Annotated in this window: 24 protein-coding genes; all 24 read left to right on the top strand. The window is 46.8% G+C overall.

Annotation, left to right across the window (positions count from 1 at the left end; genetic code table 11):
• Positions 1-7: 7 nt before the first annotated feature.
• The 24 genes from der (at position 8) to EDD69_RS00915 (ending at position 21,702) form a co-directional block, all read left to right on the top strand.
• Positions 8-1,318: a ribosome biogenesis GTPase Der gene (der, locus tag EDD69_RS00800; protein WP_132947067.1), complete on the top strand. Its 1,311-nt coding sequence runs from the start codon at positions 8-10 to the stop codon at positions 1,316-1,318.
• A gap of 18 nt (positions 1,319-1,336) precedes the next feature.
• The gene (locus tag EDD69_RS00805; protein WP_132947068.1) at positions 1,337-2,365 is read left to right on the top strand and encodes an NAD(P)H-dependent glycerol-3-phosphate dehydrogenase; all 1,029 of its coding nucleotides are present in this window, start codon (positions 1,337-1,339) and stop codon (positions 2,363-2,365) included.
• A 316-nt stretch (positions 2,366-2,681) separates the two neighbouring features.
• On the top strand, positions 2,682-2,885 hold the full coding sequence (locus EDD69_RS00810; protein ID WP_132947069.1) for a DUF2768 domain-containing protein: 204 nt from the start codon (positions 2,682-2,684) through the stop codon (positions 2,883-2,885).
• 17 nt (positions 2,886-2,902) lie between these two features.
• Positions 2,903-3,625, top strand: coding sequence for a hypothetical protein (locus tag EDD69_RS00815; protein ID WP_132947219.1), 723 nt, complete (start codon positions 2,903-2,905; stop codon positions 3,623-3,625).
• A 125-nt stretch (positions 3,626-3,750) separates the two neighbouring features.
• Positions 3,751-5,229 carry a stage IV sporulation protein A gene (gene spoIVA, locus EDD69_RS00820; protein ID WP_132947070.1) on the top strand — a complete coding sequence of 493 codons (1,479 nt, stop codon included), beginning with the start codon at positions 3,751-3,753 and terminating at the stop codon, positions 5,227-5,229.
• A 369-nt stretch (positions 5,230-5,598) separates the two neighbouring features.
• Entirely contained in the window at positions 5,599-5,871 is a 273-nt protein-coding gene (locus tag EDD69_RS00825) for an HU family DNA-binding protein (protein ID WP_165871692.1), read from the top strand.
• Between the two features lie 119 nt (positions 5,872-5,990).
• On the top strand, positions 5,991-6,554 hold the full coding sequence (gene folE, locus EDD69_RS00830) for a GTP cyclohydrolase I FolE (protein WP_132947072.1): 564 nt from the start codon (positions 5,991-5,993) through the stop codon (positions 6,552-6,554).
• Positions 6,555-6,569: 15 nt separating this feature from the next.
• A complete protein-coding gene (gene mtrB, locus EDD69_RS00835; RefSeq protein ID WP_132947073.1) occupies positions 6,570-6,800 on the top strand; it encodes a trp RNA-binding attenuation protein MtrB in 231 nt (76 codons plus the stop codon).
• A 62-nt stretch (positions 6,801-6,862) separates the two neighbouring features.
• Positions 6,863-7,534, top strand: a complete 672-nt coding sequence (locus EDD69_RS00840) for a heptaprenyl diphosphate synthase component 1 (protein WP_132947074.1) — start codon at positions 6,863-6,865, stop codon at positions 7,532-7,534.
• A gap of 21 nt (positions 7,535-7,555) precedes the next feature.
• A complete protein-coding gene (locus EDD69_RS00845; protein WP_132947075.1) occupies positions 7,556-8,269 on the top strand; it encodes a demethylmenaquinone methyltransferase in 714 nt (237 codons plus the stop codon).
• A gap of 11 nt (positions 8,270-8,280) precedes the next feature.
• On the top strand, positions 8,281-9,243 hold the full coding sequence (hepT, locus tag EDD69_RS00850) for a heptaprenyl diphosphate synthase component II (protein ID WP_132947076.1): 963 nt from the start codon (positions 8,281-8,283) through the stop codon (positions 9,241-9,243).
• 86 nt (positions 9,244-9,329) lie between these two features.
• On the top strand, positions 9,330-9,776 hold the full coding sequence (ndk, locus tag EDD69_RS00855; RefSeq protein ID WP_132947077.1) for a nucleoside-diphosphate kinase: 447 nt from the start codon (positions 9,330-9,332) through the stop codon (positions 9,774-9,776).
• A gap of 105 nt (positions 9,777-9,881) precedes the next feature.
• On the top strand, positions 9,882-10,652 hold the full coding sequence (locus EDD69_RS00860; RefSeq protein ID WP_132947078.1) for a CheR family methyltransferase: 771 nt from the start codon (positions 9,882-9,884) through the stop codon (positions 10,650-10,652).
• Positions 10,653-10,804: 152 nt separating this feature from the next.
• Positions 10,805-11,974 (top strand): chorismate synthase, encoded by a 1,170-nt coding sequence (aroC, locus tag EDD69_RS00865; protein WP_132947079.1) that lies wholly within the window; start codon positions 10,805-10,807, stop codon positions 11,972-11,974.
• A 2-nt stretch (positions 11,975-11,976) separates the two neighbouring features.
• Positions 11,977-13,113 carry a 3-dehydroquinate synthase gene (aroB, locus tag EDD69_RS00870; protein WP_165871693.1) on the top strand — a complete coding sequence of 379 codons (1,137 nt, stop codon included), beginning with the start codon at positions 11,977-11,979 and terminating at the stop codon, positions 13,111-13,113.
• Positions 13,073-13,453: a chorismate mutase gene (aroH, locus tag EDD69_RS00875; RefSeq protein ID WP_132947081.1), complete on the top strand. Its 381-nt coding sequence runs from the start codon at positions 13,073-13,075 to the stop codon at positions 13,451-13,453. Before aroB ends, aroH begins: the two co-directional genes overlap by 41 nt.
• Before the next feature lie 180 nt (positions 13,454-13,633).
• A complete protein-coding gene (trpE, locus tag EDD69_RS00880; protein WP_132947082.1) occupies positions 13,634-15,139 on the top strand; it encodes an anthranilate synthase component I in 1,506 nt (501 codons plus the stop codon).
• Positions 15,132-16,154: an anthranilate phosphoribosyltransferase gene (trpD, locus tag EDD69_RS00885; protein WP_132947083.1), complete on the top strand. Its 1,023-nt coding sequence runs from the start codon at positions 15,132-15,134 to the stop codon at positions 16,152-16,154. Before trpE ends, trpD begins: the two co-directional genes overlap by 8 nt.
• On the top strand, positions 16,136-16,894 hold the full coding sequence (trpC, locus tag EDD69_RS00890; protein ID WP_132947084.1) for an indole-3-glycerol phosphate synthase TrpC: 759 nt from the start codon (positions 16,136-16,138) through the stop codon (positions 16,892-16,894). The genes trpD and trpC overlap by 19 nt, the downstream gene beginning before the upstream one ends.
• 4 nt (positions 16,895-16,898) lie before the next feature.
• Entirely contained in the window at positions 16,899-17,534 is a 636-nt protein-coding gene (locus EDD69_RS00895) for a phosphoribosylanthranilate isomerase (RefSeq protein ID WP_132947085.1), read from the top strand.
• On the top strand, positions 17,528-18,724 hold the full coding sequence (trpB, locus tag EDD69_RS00900; RefSeq protein ID WP_132947086.1) for a tryptophan synthase subunit beta: 1,197 nt from the start codon (positions 17,528-17,530) through the stop codon (positions 18,722-18,724). Before EDD69_RS00895 ends, trpB begins: the two co-directional genes overlap by 7 nt.
• Entirely contained in the window at positions 18,721-19,560 is an 840-nt protein-coding gene (gene trpA / locus EDD69_RS00905; RefSeq protein WP_132947087.1) for a tryptophan synthase subunit alpha, read from the top strand. The genes trpB and trpA overlap by 4 nt, the downstream gene beginning before the upstream one ends.
• On the top strand, positions 19,502-20,617 hold the full coding sequence (hisC, locus tag EDD69_RS00910) for a histidinol-phosphate transaminase (protein WP_132947088.1): 1,116 nt from the start codon (positions 19,502-19,504) through the stop codon (positions 20,615-20,617). Before trpA ends, hisC begins: the two co-directional genes overlap by 59 nt.
• On the top strand, positions 20,599-21,702 hold the full coding sequence (locus EDD69_RS00915) for a prephenate dehydrogenase (protein ID WP_132947089.1): 1,104 nt from the start codon (positions 20,599-20,601) through the stop codon (positions 21,700-21,702). Before hisC ends, EDD69_RS00915 begins: the two co-directional genes overlap by 19 nt.
• Position 21,703: the final 1 nt, after the last annotated feature.

The following is a 21,703-nucleotide window of genomic DNA, read 5'->3' on the forward strand; positions in this document are numbered from 1 at the left end:
AATGAAGATGGCAAAACCAGTTGTAGCGATTGTGGGTCGTCCAAATGTCGGGAAGTCAACCATTTTTAACCGAATTGTCGGAGAACGTATTTCGATTGTTGAAGACGTGCCTGGCGTGACGCGCGATCGTATTTATAGCAGTGCGGAATGGTTGAATACTTCGTTCAACATCATTGATACAGGGGGAATTGAAATTGGCGATGAGCCGCTGTTAGCGCAAATTCGCCAACAAGCAGAAATCGCGATTGATGAAGCGGACGTCATCATTTTTATGACGAATGGACGGGATGGCGTAACAGCAGCTGACGAAGAGGTTGCTAAAATTTTATATCGTTCCAATAAGCCGGTTGTACTGGCGGTTAACAAAATTGATAATCCGGAGATGCGCGAGCAAATTTACGATTTTTATACGCTCGGTTTCGGCGAGCCGATTCCAATCTCAGGAACGCACGGATTAGGCATCGGTGATTTATTAGATGCGGTTGTCGCTCATTTTCCGAAGCGAGAAGAGAAAGAATATGATCCAGATGTCATTAAGTTTTGTTTAATCGGCCGTCCAAATGTCGGTAAATCGTCACTTGTGAACGCGATTTTAGGCGAGGAGCGCGTGATCGTGAGCGACATTGCCGGCACGACGCGCGATGCGATTGATACGCATTTCAAGCGAGATGGGCAAGAGTATGTGATCATCGATACAGCAGGAATGCGCAAGCGCGGAAAAGTGTATGAAAGCACAGAAAAATATAGCGTATTGCGTGCACTAAAAGCGATTGAACGTTCTGATGTCGTGCTTGTTGTGTTAAATGCGGAAGAGGGGATTATTGAGCAAGATAAAAAAATTGCCGGTTATGCCCATGAGGCAGGGCGTGCGGTCGTCATTGTCGTTAACAAATGGGATGCGATTGAAAAGGACGACAAGACGATGCAGCAATTTGAGAAAAAGATTCGCGACCATTTCCAATTTCTCGATTATGCGCCGATCGTCTTTGTTTCGGCGAAAACGAAGCAACGCTTGCACAAACTTCTGCCAATCATTAATACGGTGAGCGAAAATCACGCCATGCGCGTGCAAACGAACGTATTGAATGAAGTGTTGATGGATGCGATTGCGATGAATCCGACGCCGACGCATAACGGTAAACGTTTGAAAATTTATTACATGACTCAAGTGGCTGTAAAGCCGCCAACGTTCGTTGTGTTTGTGAACGATCCAGAATTGATGCATTTTTCGTACGAACGCTTTTTAGAAAATCGCATTCGCGAAACGTTCGGTTTTGAAGGAACGCCGATTAAGTTGATCGCTAGACCTAGAAAATAACAAGGGGGAAATGCGAAGATGGAGCAAGTTGCGGTGTTAGGAGCGGGCAGTTGGGGAACGGCCTTGTCGATCGTTCTTGCGGATAACGGCCATGCGGTTCGATTATGGGGGCATCGAAAAGAACAAATCGACGAAATTAATGAAAAGCATACAAATGAGCAATATTTGCCGGGCATTCAATTGCCTGAAGCGATCGTCGGTTTTTTTGATTTACAAAAGGCGCTTGAAGGCGTAGAGGTGGTCGTTTTAGCCGTTCCGACGAAGGCGATTCGCGAAGTGTTGCAAAAAGTGCGCCAATGCGCAAAGGAGCCGCTTACGATCGTCTCGGTCAGCAAAGGGATTGAACCGGATACGAATAAGCGCATTTCGGAAATTATTGAAGAAGAGATGCCGGCACATCTGTTAAAAGATGTCGTCGTGTTGTCTGGGCCAAGTCATGCGGAAGAAGTGAGTTTGCGCCATCCGACGACGGTGACAGTCTCTTCAAAAAATATGGAAGCAGCCGAGAAAATTCAAGATTTATTCATGAATCATCAGTATTTTCGCGTCTACACAAACCCAGATTTGATCGGCGTGGAAATTGGCGGAGCGCTGAAAAATATTATTGCGCTCGCAGCGGGAATTACAGATGGGTTAGGATACGGAGATAATGCAAAAGCGGCATTGATGACGCGCGGTTTGGCAGAAATGGCGCGATTAGGAAGCAAGCTCGGCGCCAATCCGCTCACGTTTGCGGGGCTTACGGGGATCGGCGACTTAATTGTAACGTGTACAAGTGTTCATTCACGAAACTGGCGCGCGGGAAACTTGCTTGGAAAAGGTCATTGTTTAGACGAAGTTCTTGCGAATATGGGCATGGTTGTCGAAGGGGTGCGTACGACAAAAGCCGCTTATCAACTTGCGCAAAAAATGCAGGTGGAAATGCCGATTACAAATGTGCTTTATGACGTGTTGTTTAACGGAAAAGATGTCAAAAGCGCAGTTGATTCATTAATGGCGCGCGGAAAAACATCAGAACTGGAAGATTTAGTGAATATTTCTTTGTAATTTTTCGGGAAATAGGCATGTGAAGATGGCGGAAATCGCGCACATGCATACAATGCTATGAAACCATTCGCAGGCTTGAATGGGTGGAGCGTGTTTAGTCGTAGACTGAAGTAAAGAAGCCCCGCTTTACTTCAGCTTTTTTGTGTCGAAATATGCTATAATGGGACCGATGATAAAGAAAGAAAACATTCGGCTAAAGCTTTCGGCTTGAAACATAGAAAGCAGAGGGATGCTCGCTTGAGATGAAACATGAATAAACTTGGCTCCAACATGGATCGCATATACTTTCTTAAACAGGAAACAAAGGGGGATGTCGATGTCACCGGGACTTGTGAAAATGTGGGTTGCGCTGACAGGAATGGCGCTCATGTTTATTGCGGTCTTTTCCATTTATTTCAGCCGTTATAAATTAAAAAATAAATTTTTCAAAGCGATTCTTGCGATTATTGCGTATATATGTATGATCGTAGCGGGATTCATTATAGTGCTTGTCGTCTTTAGCGGACCAGTACAAGAATAAAGAGGGCGGATGCGATGATGAAGAAATGGATGCAAACAATTTTCGCAACGATCGTCATGCTGGCATTATCGGGGTGTTTATATCCAGAGGAGCGGCTGGTGCAAAATCAAATTCCGTATAAAGATCAAGTGCAAAGTGTACAAGCCGCGGTCGACCAATATCGAGAAGCAACGGGCGGATTATTGCCGATTAAAACGCGCGATATGACGACGCCGATTTATCAAAAATATCCGATCGATTTTAATTTATTGACGCCGCGTTATATGGCGGAGCCGCCGGGAAACGCGTTTGAAAGCGGAGGCGTCTATCAGTATGTTCTCGTCGATGTTGAAACGAATCCGACGGTGAAATTGCTCGATTTGCGCATGGCTGAGGCGATTCGCGATTTGAAATTACGAATCAATATGTATCGCGATACGCATGGTTATCCTCCGTTTAAAGAGATGTTGGCGAAAGGAATTTTTACGCTCGATTACAAAAAGCTCGGCTTAAAAGAACCGCCGTATGTGGTCAGTCCGTATTCGGGGAAAAACCTTCCGCTCATCATTGATGCAAACGGTGAAATTTATGTTGATTATCGAATCGATTTGTACGAACGTTTGCAAAAAACGAATCATTCGTATCAATATGGCGAAGATATTCGCGATTTGCTTGTTGATGACTCGCTATTTGTTCCAGCCTATTCGTTGCCCTATACGGTCGATCCAAACAAAAATGAACCGATTTTTCTTGTGAAATGAGTCATGATCCCTTCTCTAGTGAATACATTCTAGAGAAGGGATTTTTTTAGTCATAAATGAATGGGACAACAACATATTCATATAGTGTCCTCATAGGATGAAGGTAGATAAGGGAGGGAAGGCAGTTGGAAAAGGTTGATCTTTTTAAAGATATTGCCGAGCGTACCGGTGGTGATATTTATTTAGGGGTTGTCGGCGCTGTACGGACGGGAAAATCAACATTTATTAAAAAGTTTATGGAATTGGTCGTCATTCCAAATATTCAAAATGAAGCGGATAAAGCGCGAGCACAAGACGAATTGCCGCAAAGCGCCGCTGGAAAAACGATTATGACGACAGAGCCGAAGTTTGTGCCGAATCAAGCGGTGAAAGTGAAAGTGGACGAAGGGCTTGAGGTGAATATTCGTCTCGTTGATTGCGTAGGATACGCTGTTGCAGGAGCGAAAGGATACGAGGATGAAAACGGCCCTCGCATGATTCATACGCCGTGGTACGAAGAGCCTATTCCGTTTCAAGAAGCGGCGGAAATAGGGACGCGCAAAGTCATTCAAGAGCATTCGACGATTGGCGTCGTCATTACGACGGACGGAACGATTGGCGAAATTCCTCGCCAAAATTACGTCGAAGCAGAAGAACGCGTCGTGAACGAGTTAAAAGAAGTCGGTAAGCCGTTTATTATGATTGTGAATACGGTGCGCCCGCAACATCCAGAAACCGAGGCGCTCAGAAAGGAGTTAAGCGAAAAGTACGACATTCCGGTGTTGGCGATGAGCGTTGAAGGAATGCGTGAGTCGGATGTGTATAGTGTGTTACGTGAAGCATTATATGAATTCCCAGTGCTTGAAGTGAATGTCAATTTGCCGAGCTGGGTCATGGTATTGCGAGAAAATCATTGGCTGCGGGAAAGCTACCAAGAAGCAGTCAAAGATACGGTGAAAGATATTAAACGGTTGCGTGATGTGGATCGCGTTGTTCAGCAATTTGGCGAATACGACTTTATCGATGATGCGCGGCTTGCGGGCATTGAAATGGGGCAAGGAGTTGCTGAAATTGATTTATATGCGCCAGATGAATTATATGATCAAATTTTAAAAGAAGTGGTCGGCGTCGAAATACGAGGCAAAGATCATTTGTTGCAATTGATGCAAGATTTCGCTTATGCGAAGGCGGAATACGATCAAATTGCAGATGCGTTAAAAATGGTGAAACAAACCGGATACGGCATCGCCGCTCCGGCACTTGCTGACATGAGTTTAGATGAGCCGGAAATCATTCGTCAAGGTTCACGCTTTGGCGTTCGGTTAAAGGCGGTTGCCCCGTCGATTCATATGATTAAAGTCGATGTGGAGTCGGAATTTGCGCCGATTATTGGCACGGAAAAGCAAAGCGAGGAACTTGTTCGTTATTTAATGCAAGACTTTGAGGATGATCCGCTATCGATTTGGAATTCTGATATTTTCGGCCGTTCGCTCAGCTCGATTGTTCGCGAAGGCATTCAGGCAAAATTAGCGCTCATGCCGGAAAATGCTCGCTACAAATTAAAAGAAACGCTTGAGCGGATCATTAACGAAGGCTCTGGCGGTTTAATCGCAATTATTTTGTAAAAGGCTCCGAATGAGGAGTCTTTTTTTCTATGTTTTTTTAAGGTATATTGATATCGTACGGAAAAAAAGCGGTCTTTTATTTCATGATCAAATATATCAGAGGCTTAATTTGAATTTATATAGAAATTTGCTCTTGCGGTCGGAAATCGTCATATGATACTCTTTATTCAGAAATCGTTGGATTTGTTGGAGAATGATAGGAATTTTGCATGGTTTTGCTGAAAAAATGTTGAATTATGCGAATGAATCGGTTAATATTAGGCGTGTTAATAAATTCTAGTTTTTTGATGTATAGAAAAACTAGAAAGTGTAAACAAATGAAAATAACCCATTCGCATAGGTTTCAAACTTTGGGAGGAGGTGAATGGCATGAACAAAACGGAATTAATCACTAAAGTAGCTGAAACAAGCGGCCTTTCAAAAAAGGATGCGTCTAAAGCTGTTGATGCTGTTTTTGACGCAATCACAGAAGCGCTTAAAAACGGCGAGAAAGTGCAATTGATCGGTTTTGGCAACTTCGAAGTGCGCGAGCGTGCGGCACGTAAAGGACGCAACCCGCAAACAGGCGAAGAAATCGAAATTGCAGCAAGCAAAGTTCCTGCTTTCAAACCAGGGAAAGCGTTAAAAGATGCTGTGAAGTAATCTACATACAGCATATAAGGAGAGGTGGCCGGTTGCGCGGCAACCTCTTCTTTTTTGCTTTTTGTAATCTTTCTATGCTAGAATCGGATTACGTGAAGTTCAATGCTAGGGGGATTTTTATGTCAATCAATCATGAACAAATTGAACAAGCCGTTCGCCTTATTTTAGAAGCGATTGGAGAAGATCCAAATCGTGAGGGCTTGCTCGATACACCAAAACGCGTTGCAAAAATGTACGCGGAAGTGTTTGCGGGATTAAACGAAGATCCGAAGCAACATTTACAAACCGTTTTTAGCGAAGAGCATGAAGAACTTGTGCTTGTAAAAGATATTCCGTTTTATTCAATGTGTGAACATCACCTTGTCCCATTTTTTGGAGTCGCCCATGTCGCATATATTCCGCGCGGCGGAAAAGTAACAGGGTTAAGTAAATTAGCGAGAACGGTCGAAGCGGTTGCGCGACGCCCGCAATTGCAAGAGCGAATTACGGCAACGGTGGCTGATGCGATCGTTGAGGCGCTTGATCCGCACGGAGTGATGGTCGTTGTCGAGGCGGAGCATATGTGCATGACGATGCGCGGCGTGAAAAAACCTGGAGCCAAAACGGTGACAACAGCCGTGCGCGGCGTATTGGAAACAGATGCGGAAGCGCGCGCAGAAATATTAGCACTTATTAAATCATAAGGAGGGAAAGAACGCATGCAAATTAACAGCGACTATGTTGTTATTAAAGCGTTGGAAGATGGTGTAAACGTCATCGGGCTGACGCGCGGTTCGGATACACGTTTTCATCATTCCGAAAAGCTTGACCAAGGAGAAGTGCTAATTGCGCAGTTTACTGAGCATACGTCAGCGATCAAAGTGCGTGGCAAAGCGCTTATTCAAACACGCCACGGTGAAATTCAGTCAGAGACAAAAAATCATCGTTAACGATTGCATGGTTTATGATATAATGAATTTTGTTGAACTTTAGTTTTCGGGAAGCAAGGGTGATGGTGTTGGAACAATTGCAAAAACGAATTGAAGCGGTAAAGGAGCGCATCGAACAAGCGATTACGCATCCTTATTTATGCCGATATATGAATCCGCGAATGATCGATGAGGATCGAATCGCTTTCTCTCTTTCGATGCTCGATGCGGCTAACATTGATAGGAATATAGCAGAAGATTATGTGTTTACGATGATGTTAATTCAAATCGCCCTTGATACCCATGATGAAGTTGATGAACACGAAGCGATGCATCTCCGCCAGCTAACGGTGTTGGCTGGGGATTTATATAGCGGTTTGTATTATCAGTTTTTAGCAAACAACCACGGGATGGCGCTCATCCGTCTCTTTGCGGAGGCGATTAAAGAAATAAACGTGCAAAAAATCCGTTTGCAACGAGGAAATGTTGATGCGATTGAACGCTTCCGTTGCCTTGGAACGATCGAATCAGCGCTTATTTGCAAATTAGCACAATATGTGAACGCGGAAAATTGGAGCGAGTTTGCTTACTATTTTTTCTCGCTCAAGCGCTTAAGCGACGAAAACAAAAAAGAGAAAGCGGTTGCGGATTATGTGGAGCATTGCAAGCGCAAACTGAATGACCTTCTTCATTCGCAACCGATGCATGAGGACATGAAAGGGCGACTTTACCATCTCCTCGACCAATCAACGTGAAAAAGGAAGAAGGGGAAACAGATGCAACAATCGAAAGAAGAACGGGTTCATCGAGTGTTTGAAAAAATTTATGCGCATTATGATCAAATGAATTCCGTCATTAGCTTTAAACGTCATTTAGCATGGCGGAAAGATACAATGAAGCGCATGAATGTGCAAAAAGGAGCAAAAGCGCTCGATGTGTGCTGCGGTACGGCGGATTGGACGATCGCCTTAGCGGAAGCGGTCGGGCCTGAAGGGGAAGTATATGGGCTTGATTTTAGCCAAAATATGTTGAAAGTTGGCGAAGAGAAAGTAAAGGCGCACAAGCTTGGCAATGTGACGCTTGTGCACGGCAATGCGATGGACTTGCCGTTTGCCGATAATACGTTTGATTACGTGACGATCGGCTTTGGATTGCGCAACGTTCCGGATTATATGACGGTGTTAAAAGAAATGTATCGCGTTGTCAAGCCGGGCGGGAAAGTCGTTTGTTTAGAAACATCACAGCCGACACTTATCGGTTTTCGGCAGTTATATTACTTTTATTTCCGCTACATTATGCCTTTGTTTGGAAAAATTTTCGCGAAAAGCTATGAGGAATATTCTTGGTTGCAAGAATCAGCGCGCGATTTTCCGGGAATGGATGAGCTAGCACAAATGTTTCGAGAAGCGGGATTCGTCAATATTGAAGTGAAGCCATATACGTTTGGAGTGGCGGCGATGCATCTCGGATATAAACCTAATCAACGTTAAGGTGAACCATGATGAAGTTAAAAGCGATGTATTCGTTTTTGAATGCGGATTTAAATAAAATTGAACGAGAACTAGAAGCATCGATTCAAGCGGATGATCCTCTGTTAAATCAGGCATCTCTTCATTTATTGCAAGCGGGCGGAAAGCGCATTCGTCCCGTATTTGTTCTGCTTGGCGGCCAATTTGGCACATATGACTTCGAATGTATAAAGCATGTGGCGGTTGCTCTTGAATTCATTCATATGGCTTCTCTCGTGCACGATGATGTCATTGATAACGCGAAGTTGCGGCGCGGGAAGGAGACGATTCAATCAAAATGGGGCAACCGTTTTGCTATGTATGTTGGGGACTATATTTTTGCTCGTTCGCTCGAGTTGATGGCGAACATTAAAAACCCGCTTGCTCATCAAATCTTAGCTGACACGATTGTGGAAGTATGCCGCGGTGAGATTGAACAAATAAGCGACAAATATCGTTTTGATCAAAATTTACGCCGCTATTTGCAGCGCATTAAGCGAAAAACCGCGCTTTTAATTGCTGCAAGCTGTCAGTTAGGCGCCGTTGTGGCAGGTGCGCCTGAGTCGATTCATCGCAAATTATATTGGTTTGGCTATTATGTGGGCATGTCGTTTCAAATTACGGATGATATTCTCGATTTCATCGGCACGGAAAAAGAGCTCGGCAAACCAGCAGGAAGCGATCTTTCGCAAGGCAATGTGACCCTCCCTGTGCTGTATGCGATGGAGGAAGAAGCGTTAAGGCAAAGCATTATGCAAGTGAACGAGGCGACCACCGCCAGCGAAATGAAGGAGCTCATTGAACGCATTAAACAAACGGATGCGATTGAAAAGTCGTATGAGCTTGGTGAACGTTATTTGCAAAAAGCGCTGTCGATTTTGCAGTCGTTGCCGCGCAATCGCGCTTGGAATGCGCTTTACAACATTGCCAAATACATCGGCAAGCGAAAATATTAAAATATTGCTAATTTTTAAAGATGATGGTATGATGGTCTTCGGGAAATATTCCTAATACATAACGTAGCAGGGGTGGGGAATTCGTCATGGAAAGAACATTTTTAATGGTCAAACCAGATGGGGTGCAGCGCGGTGTGATCGGTGAAATCGTCGCACGTTTTGAGAGAAAAGGCTTTCAACTTGTCGGAGCGAAATTGATGCAAGTTTCACGCGAGTTAGCGGAGAAGCATTACGCTGAACATAAAGAGCGTCCGTTTTTCGGTGAACTTGTCGATTTTATTACGTCAGGCCCTGTCTTCGCGATGGTATGGGAAGGCGATAACGTCATCGCTGTTGCCCGCCAAATGATGGGGAAAACCAATCCGCAAGAAGCATTGCCTGGAACGATTCGCGGCGATTTTGGCTTAACGGTTGGCAAGAATATCATTCACGGTTCCGATTCAAAAGAAAGCGCTGAGCGAGAAATTCAACTGTTTTTCAAAGAAGAAGAGCTTGTTTCTTACAGCAAGTTAATGAACGAATGGATTTACTAAAAATGGGTCGCGATGAGCGATCCGTTTTTTATTTGTCATTTCCGTTTTTTCACATTTGCGCTATACTATATTCATGAAGGAAAAGGGAAGAGGAGTTTCGTGAAGATGAGCGATTATCAACAATTTATTGCGAATGTTAAAAAGAAAACGGGGATCGATTTAGCTCTTTATAAAGAAGCGCAAATGAAACGGCGTTTGACATCCTTGTATGAAAAAAAGGGATTTAAAAACTTCGATGAGTTTTTTAAAGCGATGAATCATGACCAATCGCTTTTTCATGAATTTTTAGATCGGATGACGATCAATGTATCTGAATTTTTCCGCAACGCCAAACGATGGGAAGTGCTTGAAAAAAAGATCATTCCGAAGCTGCTTGAGAAAAACAAGCGCCTAAAAGTGTGGAGCGCGGCATGTTCCACCGGGGAAGAACCGTATACGCTTGCGATCATTTTATCGAAATTTATGCCGCTATCCCAAGTGTCTGTCCTTGCGACCGACATCGATGAAAATGCGATTGCTCGCGCCAAACTAGGTGTTTACGTTGAGCGTTCGCTGCAAGAAGTGCCGGAAGATGTGAAAAAAAAGTTTTTTACGAAAGAAGGAATGCACTATAAAATTAGTGAAGAAATAAAGAGAGCGGTCACGTTTAAAAAACATAATTTACTGGCTGATCCGTTTGATACAAATTTTGATTTAATCGTTTGTCGCAACGTCCTTATTTATTTTACGGAAGAAGCGAAACATGAATTGTATTTCAAATTTAATAAAGCATTGCGGCCAGGCGGCATTTTTTTTGTCGGCAGCACCGAGCAAATTTTCAATCCGAACGTGTACGGATTTGAAATCGAAGATACGTTTTTTTATCGGAAAATATAAGGCGACCGTCACAATTCGGTCGCTTGACCCGAAAGAATATATGGCGACCGTCGCAATTCGGTCGCCTTCCTTTCAATAGGGGGTTACTTCCAAAGGAAAAATGTGCTATATTCATACATAATCGCTTTAAAGAGATGAAGGGAGAGAGAGACGTGCGGTACTTAACAGCTGGAGAGTCACACGGCCCGCAATTAACGACGATTTTAGAAGGGGTGCCCGCGGGGCTGACGCTTTTAGCGGAGCATATTAACATCGACTTAGCACGCCGCCAAAAAGGATATGGACGCGGTCGTCGCATGCAAATTGAAAAGGACGAAGTGAAAATTTTAAGCGGCGTGCGCCACGGCAAAACACTCGGTTCACCGATTACGCTCGTTGTTGAAAATCGCGATTGGAAGCATTGGACAAACATTATGGGAATTGAACCGCTAGAAGACGAAACGGAAGAAGTGAAACGAAAGGTGACTCGCCCGCGCCCGGGTCATGCCGACTTAAATGGAGCGATCAAATATGGGCATCGCGATATGCGCAACGTGCTTGAGCGTTCCTCTGCTCGTGAAACGACGGTGCGCGTAGCGGCAGGGGCGGTAGCGAAACGAATTTTAGCGGAGCTCGGCATTCAGGTTGCGAGCCACGTTGTTGAAATCGGCGGAGTGAAAGCAGAAAAGCTTGATTACGCATCGCTGAAAGAGCTGCAAGAAGTGACGGAACAATCGCCTGTGCGTTGCTTTGATCCGGTAGCGGAAAAGAAAATGATCGAAGCGATCGATATGGCGAAACAAAAAGGCGATTCGATCGGCGGCATCGTCGAAGTGGTTGTTGAAGGCGTTCCAGCAGGAGTCGGAAGTTACGTTCATTACGATCGGAAATTAGATGCGAAAATTGCGGCGGCCATCGTCAGCATTAACGCGTTTAAAGGCGTTGAGTTTGGCATTGGTTTTGAGGCTGCGCGCCGTTTTGGAAGCGAAGTGCACGATGAGATCATTTGGAGCAAGGAAACAGGGTATACGCGCAAAACGAATCGATTAGGCGGTTTTGAAGGAGGAATGACAACGGGGATGCCGATCGTCGTCCGCGGCGTGATGAAGCCGATCCCTACGCTGTATAAGCCGCTTATGAGCGTGGACATTGAAACGAAAGAGCCGTTTGCTGCAAGCATTGAACGTTCTGACAGCTGCGCGGTGCCAGCGGCGAGCGTCGTCGCGGAAGCGGTTGTTGCTTGGGAAATTGCTGCAGCGATCGTTTCGCAATTCGGACAAGATCGCATGGATTTAATTGCTGAAAATGTTGAAAAAATGCGTCAATACGCAAAGGAGTTTTAATCATGAATCGCATTCGCGTCGAAACGCCATCTAAACAATATGACGTTTATATTGGAGACGGAATCATTCATTCGATTGGAAGCATCGTGCAACGAACGTGTGAGAACGTATCCGCCGTGTTGATCATTACCGATGAAACGGTTGCTTCTCTTTATTTAGAACGCGTTCGTTCCGTTTTTGAGCGAACGTACCGAGTATATACGCACATCATTCCAAGCGGAGAGGAATCAAAGTCGTTCGAACAATTTTATGCCTGTCATACGGCGGCGTTAACGTACGGGCTCGATCGCGATGCGCTCATCGTCGCCTTAGGCGGGGGAGTGGTTGGTGATTTAGCCGGCTTTGTCGCGGCGACGTATATGCGCGGCATTCGCTTCATTCAAGTGCCGACGACGCTTTTAGCGCACGATAGCGCGGTCGGCGGCAAAACGGCGATTAACCATCCGCTTGGCAAAAATATGATTGGTGCGTTTTATCAACCGGAGGCCGTTTTTTACGATGTTTCTCTACTAAACTCGCTTCCTGAACGAGAGATGCGCTCTGGCTTTGCCGAAGTAATCAAACATGCGCTCATTTATGATCGCGCTTTTTTCGGGTGGCTGCAGGCGAAAATTCATACGCTTAGCGATTTGCGCGGCGAAAATTTGCAATATGCGCTGAAAAAAGGAATTGAAATTAAAGCTGCGATCGTTGCGCAAGATGAAAAAGAGGCAGGCATTCGCGCCCATTTAAACTTCGGTCATACGCTCGGTCATGCGCTTGAAAGCGAGCTAGGCTATGGTACAATCACACATGGCGATGCGGTGGCGCTCGGCATGCTGTTTGCCATCTTTGTGAGCGAGCGCTTCTATCAGCGTCCACTCTTTTATTCTTCGTTTTATCATTTGTTCGATCATTACGGATTTCCGACGGCGATCCCTGCACATGTATCGGCAGAAAAACTGCTTTTGAAGATGAAAGGAGATAAAAAAGCAAAAGGAAATACGGTGCGCATGGTGTTGATGGAGGAAATCGGAAAAGTGCGCGTAGAACAAATCAGCGATGATCAACTCCTTGACTTTTTGCAACAATTTTCGCGTGAAGAGGGGGGGCGTCCTAATGATTCGTGCGATTCGCGGGGCAACGACGGTCGAGAATAACGATGAACAAGAAATTATCGCTGAAACGGAGCAATTGTTGAAAGAAATGATTCGCCAAAACGATGTGCAAGCGGAAGACGTGGTTTCTGTGCTCATTTCAGCGACGGAAGATTTAAACGCGACCTTTCCTGCCAAAGCGTTACGCAACATCGCCGGCTGGACGTATGTCCCGGTTATGTGCATGAGAGAAATAAACGTCCCGAATTCGCTGCCAAAGTGCATTCGAGTCATGATGACGGTTCATACGGAAGCGTCTCAGCGAGACGTGCGCCATGTCTATTTACGCAAAGCGATTCAGCTTCGACCAGATTTATCATTGACAGAAAAAAGCGAAATGTAATAAGATTAACAATAAGTTAGTTTAGTTGAGTAGTTGAGCAGAGATTGAGATGAGAATGAGAGAGAGCGGAGTGGAGAAAAGGACGTTGGATATTCAAGCCTAAAGACCGCTCGTCTTTAGGCTTTTTTTATTCCTCCCATTCACCCTCTCATGCTCATTCTCCAGAAAGGAGAACGATGCATGAACCATTCCACATTTTTGCAAGCAGCTGAGCATTATGAAACGATTCCACTTGTGCGGCGATTTTTCGCCGATGCGTTTCAGCCGATTCAATTGTTTACCGCACTGCGTGATGAAGCCGTTTTTTTGCTTGAAAGCAAAGATGAATCCTCTCCTTGGTCGCGTTATTCGTTTATCGGCATTCGTCCATTTTTAACGATTGAGAGCGATCGTGGCGAACGGTTTTCGATCCGAGAAGAAGAGCGAGAAGTGGCGAGTGCTTCTTCGTTGAAAACGGCTTTTTTAGCGGTGCAGGCGCATTTGAACGTGCAGCCGCTTACGCTTGACATTCCGTTTAGCGGCGGTGCGGTCGGCTTTTTAAGTTATGATTTTGTCTCTTCCATTGAAAAAATTCCCCGGCATGTACATGATGACTTACACATGAAAACAGCTTATTTCGTCATTTGCGAATCGTTGTTTGCGTTTGACCATGCAAAGAAAGAGTTGATATTGCTTCATTACGTTCGCTTGCGCAAGCAAGATACGCGCCGGCAAAAAATCGAAAAATACGAAGCGGCTTTGCGCCGCATCGACGAGTTGGCTCAAAAAATAACAAGCGGCAAACAAGAGAGCGTTTGGCCGATGATCGATGCTGAGCGAACCGTGTCATTTGCGAATGTTCGCTCGAATTATGAAAAACGAGCGTTTTGCGAAGCAGTCGAAAAAGTGAAGGAGTATATTGCGAGCGGCGACATTTTCCAAGCGGTGTTATCGCAACGTTTTTCGTTGGAAACGGCCGCCGACGGATTGCAAATTTATCGGTTATTGCGCCATTTAAATCCATCGCCTTATTTGTTTTATATGCGTTTGGACGATTACGAAATCGCCGGTAGTTCACCTGAAAAATTAATTCAAGTGCGCGGACGCCGCATCGAAATTGACCCGATTGCGGGCACGCGGCGCCGCGGAAAAAACGAAGCAGAAGATGCTCGTTTAGTCGACGAGTTGTTGAACGACCCGAAAGAGCGCGCTGAGCATTATATGCTTGTTGATTTGGCGCGCAACGACGTCGGGCGCGTGGCTGAGTATGGAACGGTGCGAACGCCTCAGCTCATGCAAATCGGCAAATTTTCGCATGTGATCCATCTCATTTCGAAAGTGACGGGCAAGCTGCGTGCGGACGTTCATCCGCTCGATGCGCTGATTGCTGCATTTCCAGCTGGAACGGTGAGCGGCGCACCGAAAATTCGCGCGATGCAAATTATTCAAGAGCTCGAGCCGACCGCTCGCAACGTATATGCGGGCGCGATTGCTTACATCGGCTTTGATGGCAACATCGATTCGTGCATTGCCATTCGCACAGCAGTTGTGAAGGACGGCATCGCCTACGTTCAAGCAGGCGCCGGCATCGTTGCTGATTCCGTTCCTGAATTGGAGTGGAAGGAAACGCGCAATAAAGCGAGCGCGCTCGTTCATGCGATTCAATCAGCCGAACAGCTATTTAAAGGGGGAGTGCATCATGTTTGAACAAATTCTTGAAAAATGCCTGATGCACGAAACATTAACGGAAGAAGAAGCGTATCGGGCGATGATGGAGTTGATGACAGGAACGGTGAACGACAGTCAAATTGCTTCATTTTTGACGATTCTTCGCTTTCGCGGTGAAACGGTCGATGAGATGGTCGGATTTGTTCGGGCGATGCGTGAAAAAATGCTGGCTCTTGATGTCGACGAAGAGGTGATCGATACGTGCGGAACGGGCGGCGATGGAAGCGGTACGTTCAACATTTCGACGGCGGTTGCTCTCGTCGTGTCCTCGCTTGGAGTGAAGGTCGCGAAACACGGCAATCGAGCCGTTTCATCGAAGAGCGGAAGCGCCGATGTATTTGAACATCTCGGCGTTCCGATTCAAACGACCGCTCTGGAGGCGAAGGAGGCGCTTCGGACGAACGGGCTCACCTTTTTGTTTGCGCCGCTTTATCACGAGGCGATGAAATATGTTGCCAAGACGCGAAGAGATCTTCGATTTCGCACCGTTTTCAACGTGCTCGGACCGCTTGTGAATCCAGTGCGGCCAAAGCGGCAACTGATCGGTGTGCATTCGCTCGATTATGCGAAAAAAATGGCGGAAACGCTCAAGCGGCTTCATTCCATCCATGTCGTTTTTGTGACGAGCCGGGACGGACTTGACGAATGCAGCATTGCGGCGGAAACGGATGTTGTTGAGCTGAAGGAAGGGCGCATTTTGCAATATACGTTGGCGCCGGAAGATGTCGGACTTCGCCGCGGCCTACTTACCCATTTGCGCGTCAATAGCGCCGAAGAAAGCGCTCGTCTAATCGAACAAATTTTTGCAGGTGAGGCGAATGAAAGCGCGACGAATATCGTGCTTTTCAATGCGGGAGTGGCGCTCTATGTTGCAGGGATCGTCAGCGATGCAGCTGCTGGTGTGGCGCTGGCGAAAGAAGCGCTTGATTCGAAGCGAGCGCTCGCCCATTTACAACAATTGCGAGGTGAACGTGTATGCTTGAACAAATTTTAAAAACAAAGCGCGAGGAGATTAAACAAATTCATTTGACCGAACCGGCTTCATCTTTTCCGCGCCGTTCGCTTTATGAAGCGTTGAAGCGGCCGAGACGAACGATCGGGCTGATTGCCGAAGTAAAAAAAGCATCGCCATCGAAAGGAATGATTCGTCCGCACGTTTCCCCGAGAGAAATTGCACGTGCGTACGAAAAATCGGGAGCAGACGCCATTTCTGTTTTGACGGATGAACGTTATTTCCAAGGACATCGCTCGTATTTGACAGCGGTCAAGCAAACGGTGGACGTCCCTGTGTTGCGCAAAGATTTTATTATCGATGCAAAACAAATCACCGAGAGCGTGCACATCGGAGCGGATGCGATTTTGTTAATCGGTGAGGCGCTCGAGCCGGAAGCGCTTCATGAGCTATATGAACAAGCGTATGCTGCCGGTTTAGAATGTTTAGTCGAAGTTCATTCGGCCAAAACGCTCGAGGCGATCTTACGCCGTTTTACGCCAACGATCATCGGGATTAACAATCGCGATTTAACGACGTTTCATACATCTCTTGTTGTGACGGAAACGCTCGCTTCACTTATACCGAACGGATCATTATTGGTGAGTGAAAGCGGCATTTTCACATATGATGACGTGCAAACGGTCAAACGCGCAGGCGCTCAGGCGATGCTTGTCGGCGAGGCGCTCATGAGAGAAGAAGATGTGGCGCTTGCGATTCGCCGTTTATTTGGCGAGGTGTAAGGCGATGACGCTCATCAAATATTGCGGAAACCGATCGCTTCGGGATGTACAGCTGACAGCCGCAAGCAACGCTCATTATATAGGGTTCGTTTTTGCGGAAAGCAAACGGAACGTTCACCCTGAACACGTTGCTGATTGGCTTCGCTATGTTGACATCGGAACGAAACAAATCGTTGGCGTGTTCGTTCATGCCTCTGCCGCTGACATCGCTCGCGTTGCGGCGCACATTCCTCTTTCGATCATTCAATGTCACGGAGCGGAAACGGTCGATGACGTTCGCGCATTGAAAGAAGCGTTTCAGCTGCCTGTATGGAAAGCGATTCATCATCGCGAAGGCGCGTTGGCGGACATGCGGGCATTTGCCGGCGTTGCCGATGGTTTTGTGATCGACAGCGGCCAAAAAGGAGCGTGGGGCGGAACGGGAAAATCGTTTGATTGGCGCTTCGTTCCGCTTTATATGGAAGAAGCGAAGCGGCAAGGTGTTCCTTGCTTTATCGCTGGCGGCATTTCTCCGCATAACATTGCCGATTTGTTGCGCTATCAACCGATTGGCATCGACATAAGCAGCGGCATCGAAGAAAACGAACAAAAAAGCGAAGAAAAAATCAAAATGATCGAACAGAAGGTGAGAACATGTTAAAAATGCCAAATGAGCAAGGGCGTTTCGGATTGTTTGGCGGAAAGTTTGTACCGGAAACGTTAATGAGCCCGCTCGAAGAAATTGAGCATGAATTAAAAAACGCATTGGCAGATCCGTCGTTTCGAGAGGAATATATGAAGCATTTGCGCGAATATAGCGGACGGCCAACCGCGCTGACGTACGCGCATAACTTGACAGAACGATATGGCGGGGCGAAAATTTATTTCAAACGTGAAGACTTGAATCATACAGGCGCGCATAAAATTAACAACGCCATTGGCCAAGCGCTGCTAGCAAAGCGAATGGGCAAGAAAAAAATCATCGCCGAAACGGGCGCAGGCCAACATGGCGTGGCGGCGGCGACGGTTGCGGCACGCTTCGGCATGGAATGCAAAGTGTTTATGGGTGAAGAAGATATTCGCCGGCAAGCGTTGAACGTGTTTCGAATGAAATTGCTAGGAGCGGAAGTCATCCCGGTGACAAGCGGAAATCGAACATTGAAGGATGCAACAAACGAGGCGATTCGCTACTGGGTGCAACATTGCGATGATCATTTTTACATGATCGGTTCGGTCGTTGGACCGCATCCGTATCCGTGGATGGTGCGCGAATTTCAGCGCATCATTGGCGAAGAAGCGCGCCTGCAATTTTTAAAAGAAGAAGGAAAGCTTCCTGATGTGGTTGTCGCTTGCGTCGGCGGCGGAAGCAACGCGATCGGCATGTTTTATTCATTTTTACATGACGATGTTCAACTAGTCGGCGTTGAAGCGGCGGGAAAAGGGTTGGATACGTCTGAACATGCGGCGACAATCACAAAAGGAACAAAAGGGGTTATTCACGGCTCGCTTACGTATTTATTGCAAGATGAGAACGGCCAAATCATCGAACCGTATTCGATTTCAGCTGGTTTAGACTATCCAGGCGTCGGACCGGAACATGCATATTTAGCGAGCATCGGCCGCGTTCGTTACGAAAGCGTCACCGATGAAGAAGCGATTCGGGCGCTGCAAATAACGGCTGAGACGGAAGGTATTATTCCGGCGATTGAATCGGCTCATGCGCTCGCCAAAGCGTTTCAAATTGCCGCTGAATGCTCCCGTGAACAAACCGTTCTCGTTTGCTTATCAGGGCGAGGCGATAAAGATGTTCAAACGGTGATGGCTTACTTGGAAGAAGGTGAACGAGCATGAAACATTTTATTCCATTTATCGTTGCGGGCGATCCAAATGAAGAGGCAACGATTGAATTGGCGCTTGCCCTTGAGCGCATCGGGGCGACGATGTTAGAGCTTGGCGTTCCGTATTCCGATCCGCTTGCCGACGGTCCGATCATTCAGCGCGCTGCAAGCCGGGCGTTAAAGCAAGGAATGACGCTTGTTCGCGCGCTTGATCTCATCGGTCAAATGAGAAAAAAAGGTGTAAAAATTCCGATAATTGTCTTTACGTATTACAATCCTGTGTTACAATTAGGAGAAGAACGCTTTTTTACTTTAGCGCAAAAAAATGGCGCAAGCGGCGTGTTGATTCCTGATTTGCCATTGGAAGAAAGCGGACAAATGCGCGCGTTAAGCGAGGCGCATGGCATGGCGTACATTTCGCTCGTCGCGCCGACATCCAATGAACGAATAGCCAAAATTGCTTCTTCCGCACAGTCGTTTTTATATTGCGTTTCCTCTTTAGGAGTGACGGGGATGCGCGATTCGCTTCCGGCCGATTTGCATCAATTTTTACATCAAGTCAAGCAACATAGCCGCGTTCCTGTCGTCGTCGGCTTCGGCATTTCCACTGCCGCACAAGTTGATAGGTTAAAAGAGGTTTGTGACGGCGTGGTGATCGGCAGTGCGCTCGTTTTAAAAATTGAGCAATTAGGCGAGCGTTTATTGAATGAACGGATGCGAGAAGAAGCGATCGAGGAGTTTGAGGAGTACGCTGCTTCGCTCATTGAACCATTAAAGAAGGTGGATCGAAATGAAAGTGAAGGTGCAATTGCAACATCTAAAACCATATCAACCAGGCAAGCCGATTGAAGAAGTCAAACGGGAATACGGACTTGAAACGGTCATTAAGCTTGCATCAAACGAAAATCCGTACGGCTGTTCTGAAAAGGCGAAAAAGGCGATCGCTGAAGAATTGGGACAATTGGCCATTTACCCGGATGGATATGCCCGCGCCTTGCGCGAGGCGCTTGCGGCTCATTTAAACGTAAAAGAAGAGCAACTGATTTTCGGCAACGGTTCGGATGAAGTGGTGCAAATCATTTGCCGCGCGTTTCTTGAAAAAGGAACGAACACCGTTATGGCGGCGCCGACGTTTCCGCAATATCGCCATAATGCGGTCATCGAGGGAGCGGAAATTCGCGAAGTTCCGCTTGTTAACGGGCATCACGATTTAGAAGCGATGCTTGCCGCAATCGATGAAGCGACGCGCGTCGTTTGGATTTGCAGCCCGAACAACCCGACTGGCACATACGTAAACGAAACCGCGCTCCGTTCATTTTTAGCGCGCGTGCCGAAACATGTGCTCGTCGTCATCGATGAGGCGTATTATGAATATGTGCAAGCGGACGACTATCCAGAAACCGTTTCGTTTTTAAACGAATACGAAAACATCATGATTTTGCGCACGTTTTCGAAAGCGTACGGTCTTGCTGCGCTTCGCATCGGTTATGGCATCGCACATGAGAACATCATTCGCTCGATCGAGCCGGCGCGCGAACCGTTTAATACGTCGCGCCTTGCGCAAGCAGCCGCGCTTGCTGCCCTTTCCGACCAAGTGTTCATTCGCGACTGCGCGGAGCGGAACAAGCAAGGTCTTGAGCAATTTTATCGCTTTTGCGAGGAGCAGCAGCTCGCCTATTACCGTTCGGAAGGAAATTTCATTTTAATAGACTTCGGTTTCAGCGGCGATGAAGTGTTTCAATATTTGCTCAAACGCGGCATCATCGTCCGTTCAGGCTGTGCGCTCGGCTTTCCAACCGCGGTGCGTATTACCGTCGGTTCTCAACAACAAAATGAAGCAATCATCCATGCGTTAACGGAAATGCTGAAAGAAAGAAGGGGACATCGTTGCAAGGAAACGTCTTAATCGCTGGTCTCGGTTTGATCGGCGGATCGATTGCGCTCGCGATTAAGCGGGCGCATCCAGAAGCATGGATCATTGGCTATGACGTTGCGAACGAGCAGCTTCGCCTTGCTCGTTCGCTTGGCGTCATTGATGAGATCGCTTCATCGCTTGCTGAAGCGGCGGAGACAGCGGACCTCATCGTCCTTGCTGCACCTGTTGTCCAGACGGAAAAGCTTTTATGCGAGCTTGAAAGCGTGCCTCTAAAAGAGCACGTCATTGTGACCGATGTCGGCAGCACGAAGGAACGGATTGTGGCGAAAGCGCGGCCACTTTTAGAAAAAGGGGTGGCGTTTATTGGCGGACATCCGATGGCTGGTTCACATAAAAGCGGCGTTGCGGCAGCAAGGGCACATTTATTCGAAAATGCGTTTTATATTTTAACCCCGACGGAGCACGTTTCACCTGAAACGGTCTCCTCACTCAAGCGGTGGCTGGAAGGAACAAAAGCGCATTTCGTTACACTTACGCCGAAAGAACATGATCGGATTGTAGGGGTCATTAGCCATTTTCCGCACATTATTGCTGCCAGCCTCGTTCATCAGGCACAGCAATACGAGCGCGAGGATGAGCTTGTCAGTCGGCTTGCCGCGGGTGGATTTCGCGATATTACGCGCATCGCTTCGAGCAATCCAGAAATGTGGCGCGATATTTTCATACATAATAAAGAAGAATTGTTGCAGCTGTTTGATCGGTGGCTAGCGGAAATGGAAAAAATTCGCGCGTATGTGGCGGCGGGAGATAGCGAACAAATTTATCGTTATTTTCAAGAAGCAAAACAATTTCGCGATGGGCTCCCTGTTCGCACGAAAGGAGCGATTCCGTCGTTTTACGATCTGTATGTCGATGTTCCTGACTATCCGGGCGTCATTTCGGAAATTACGGGCTATTTAGCGAAAGAGCGCATCAGCATTACAAACATTCGCATTATCGAAACGCGTGAAGATATTTACGGCGTGCTTCGCCTTAGCTTCCAAACGGAAGAAGATCGCCAGCGGGCGAAACGATGCATTGAGACGCATACGAACTATGAAACGCATGTTGGATAAA

The sequence above is a fragment of the Thermolongibacillus altinsuensis genome, from assembly GCF_004341205.1.
GTDB classification, from domain to species: domain Bacteria; phylum Bacillota; class Bacilli; order Bacillales; family Anoxybacillaceae; genus Thermolongibacillus; species Thermolongibacillus altinsuensis.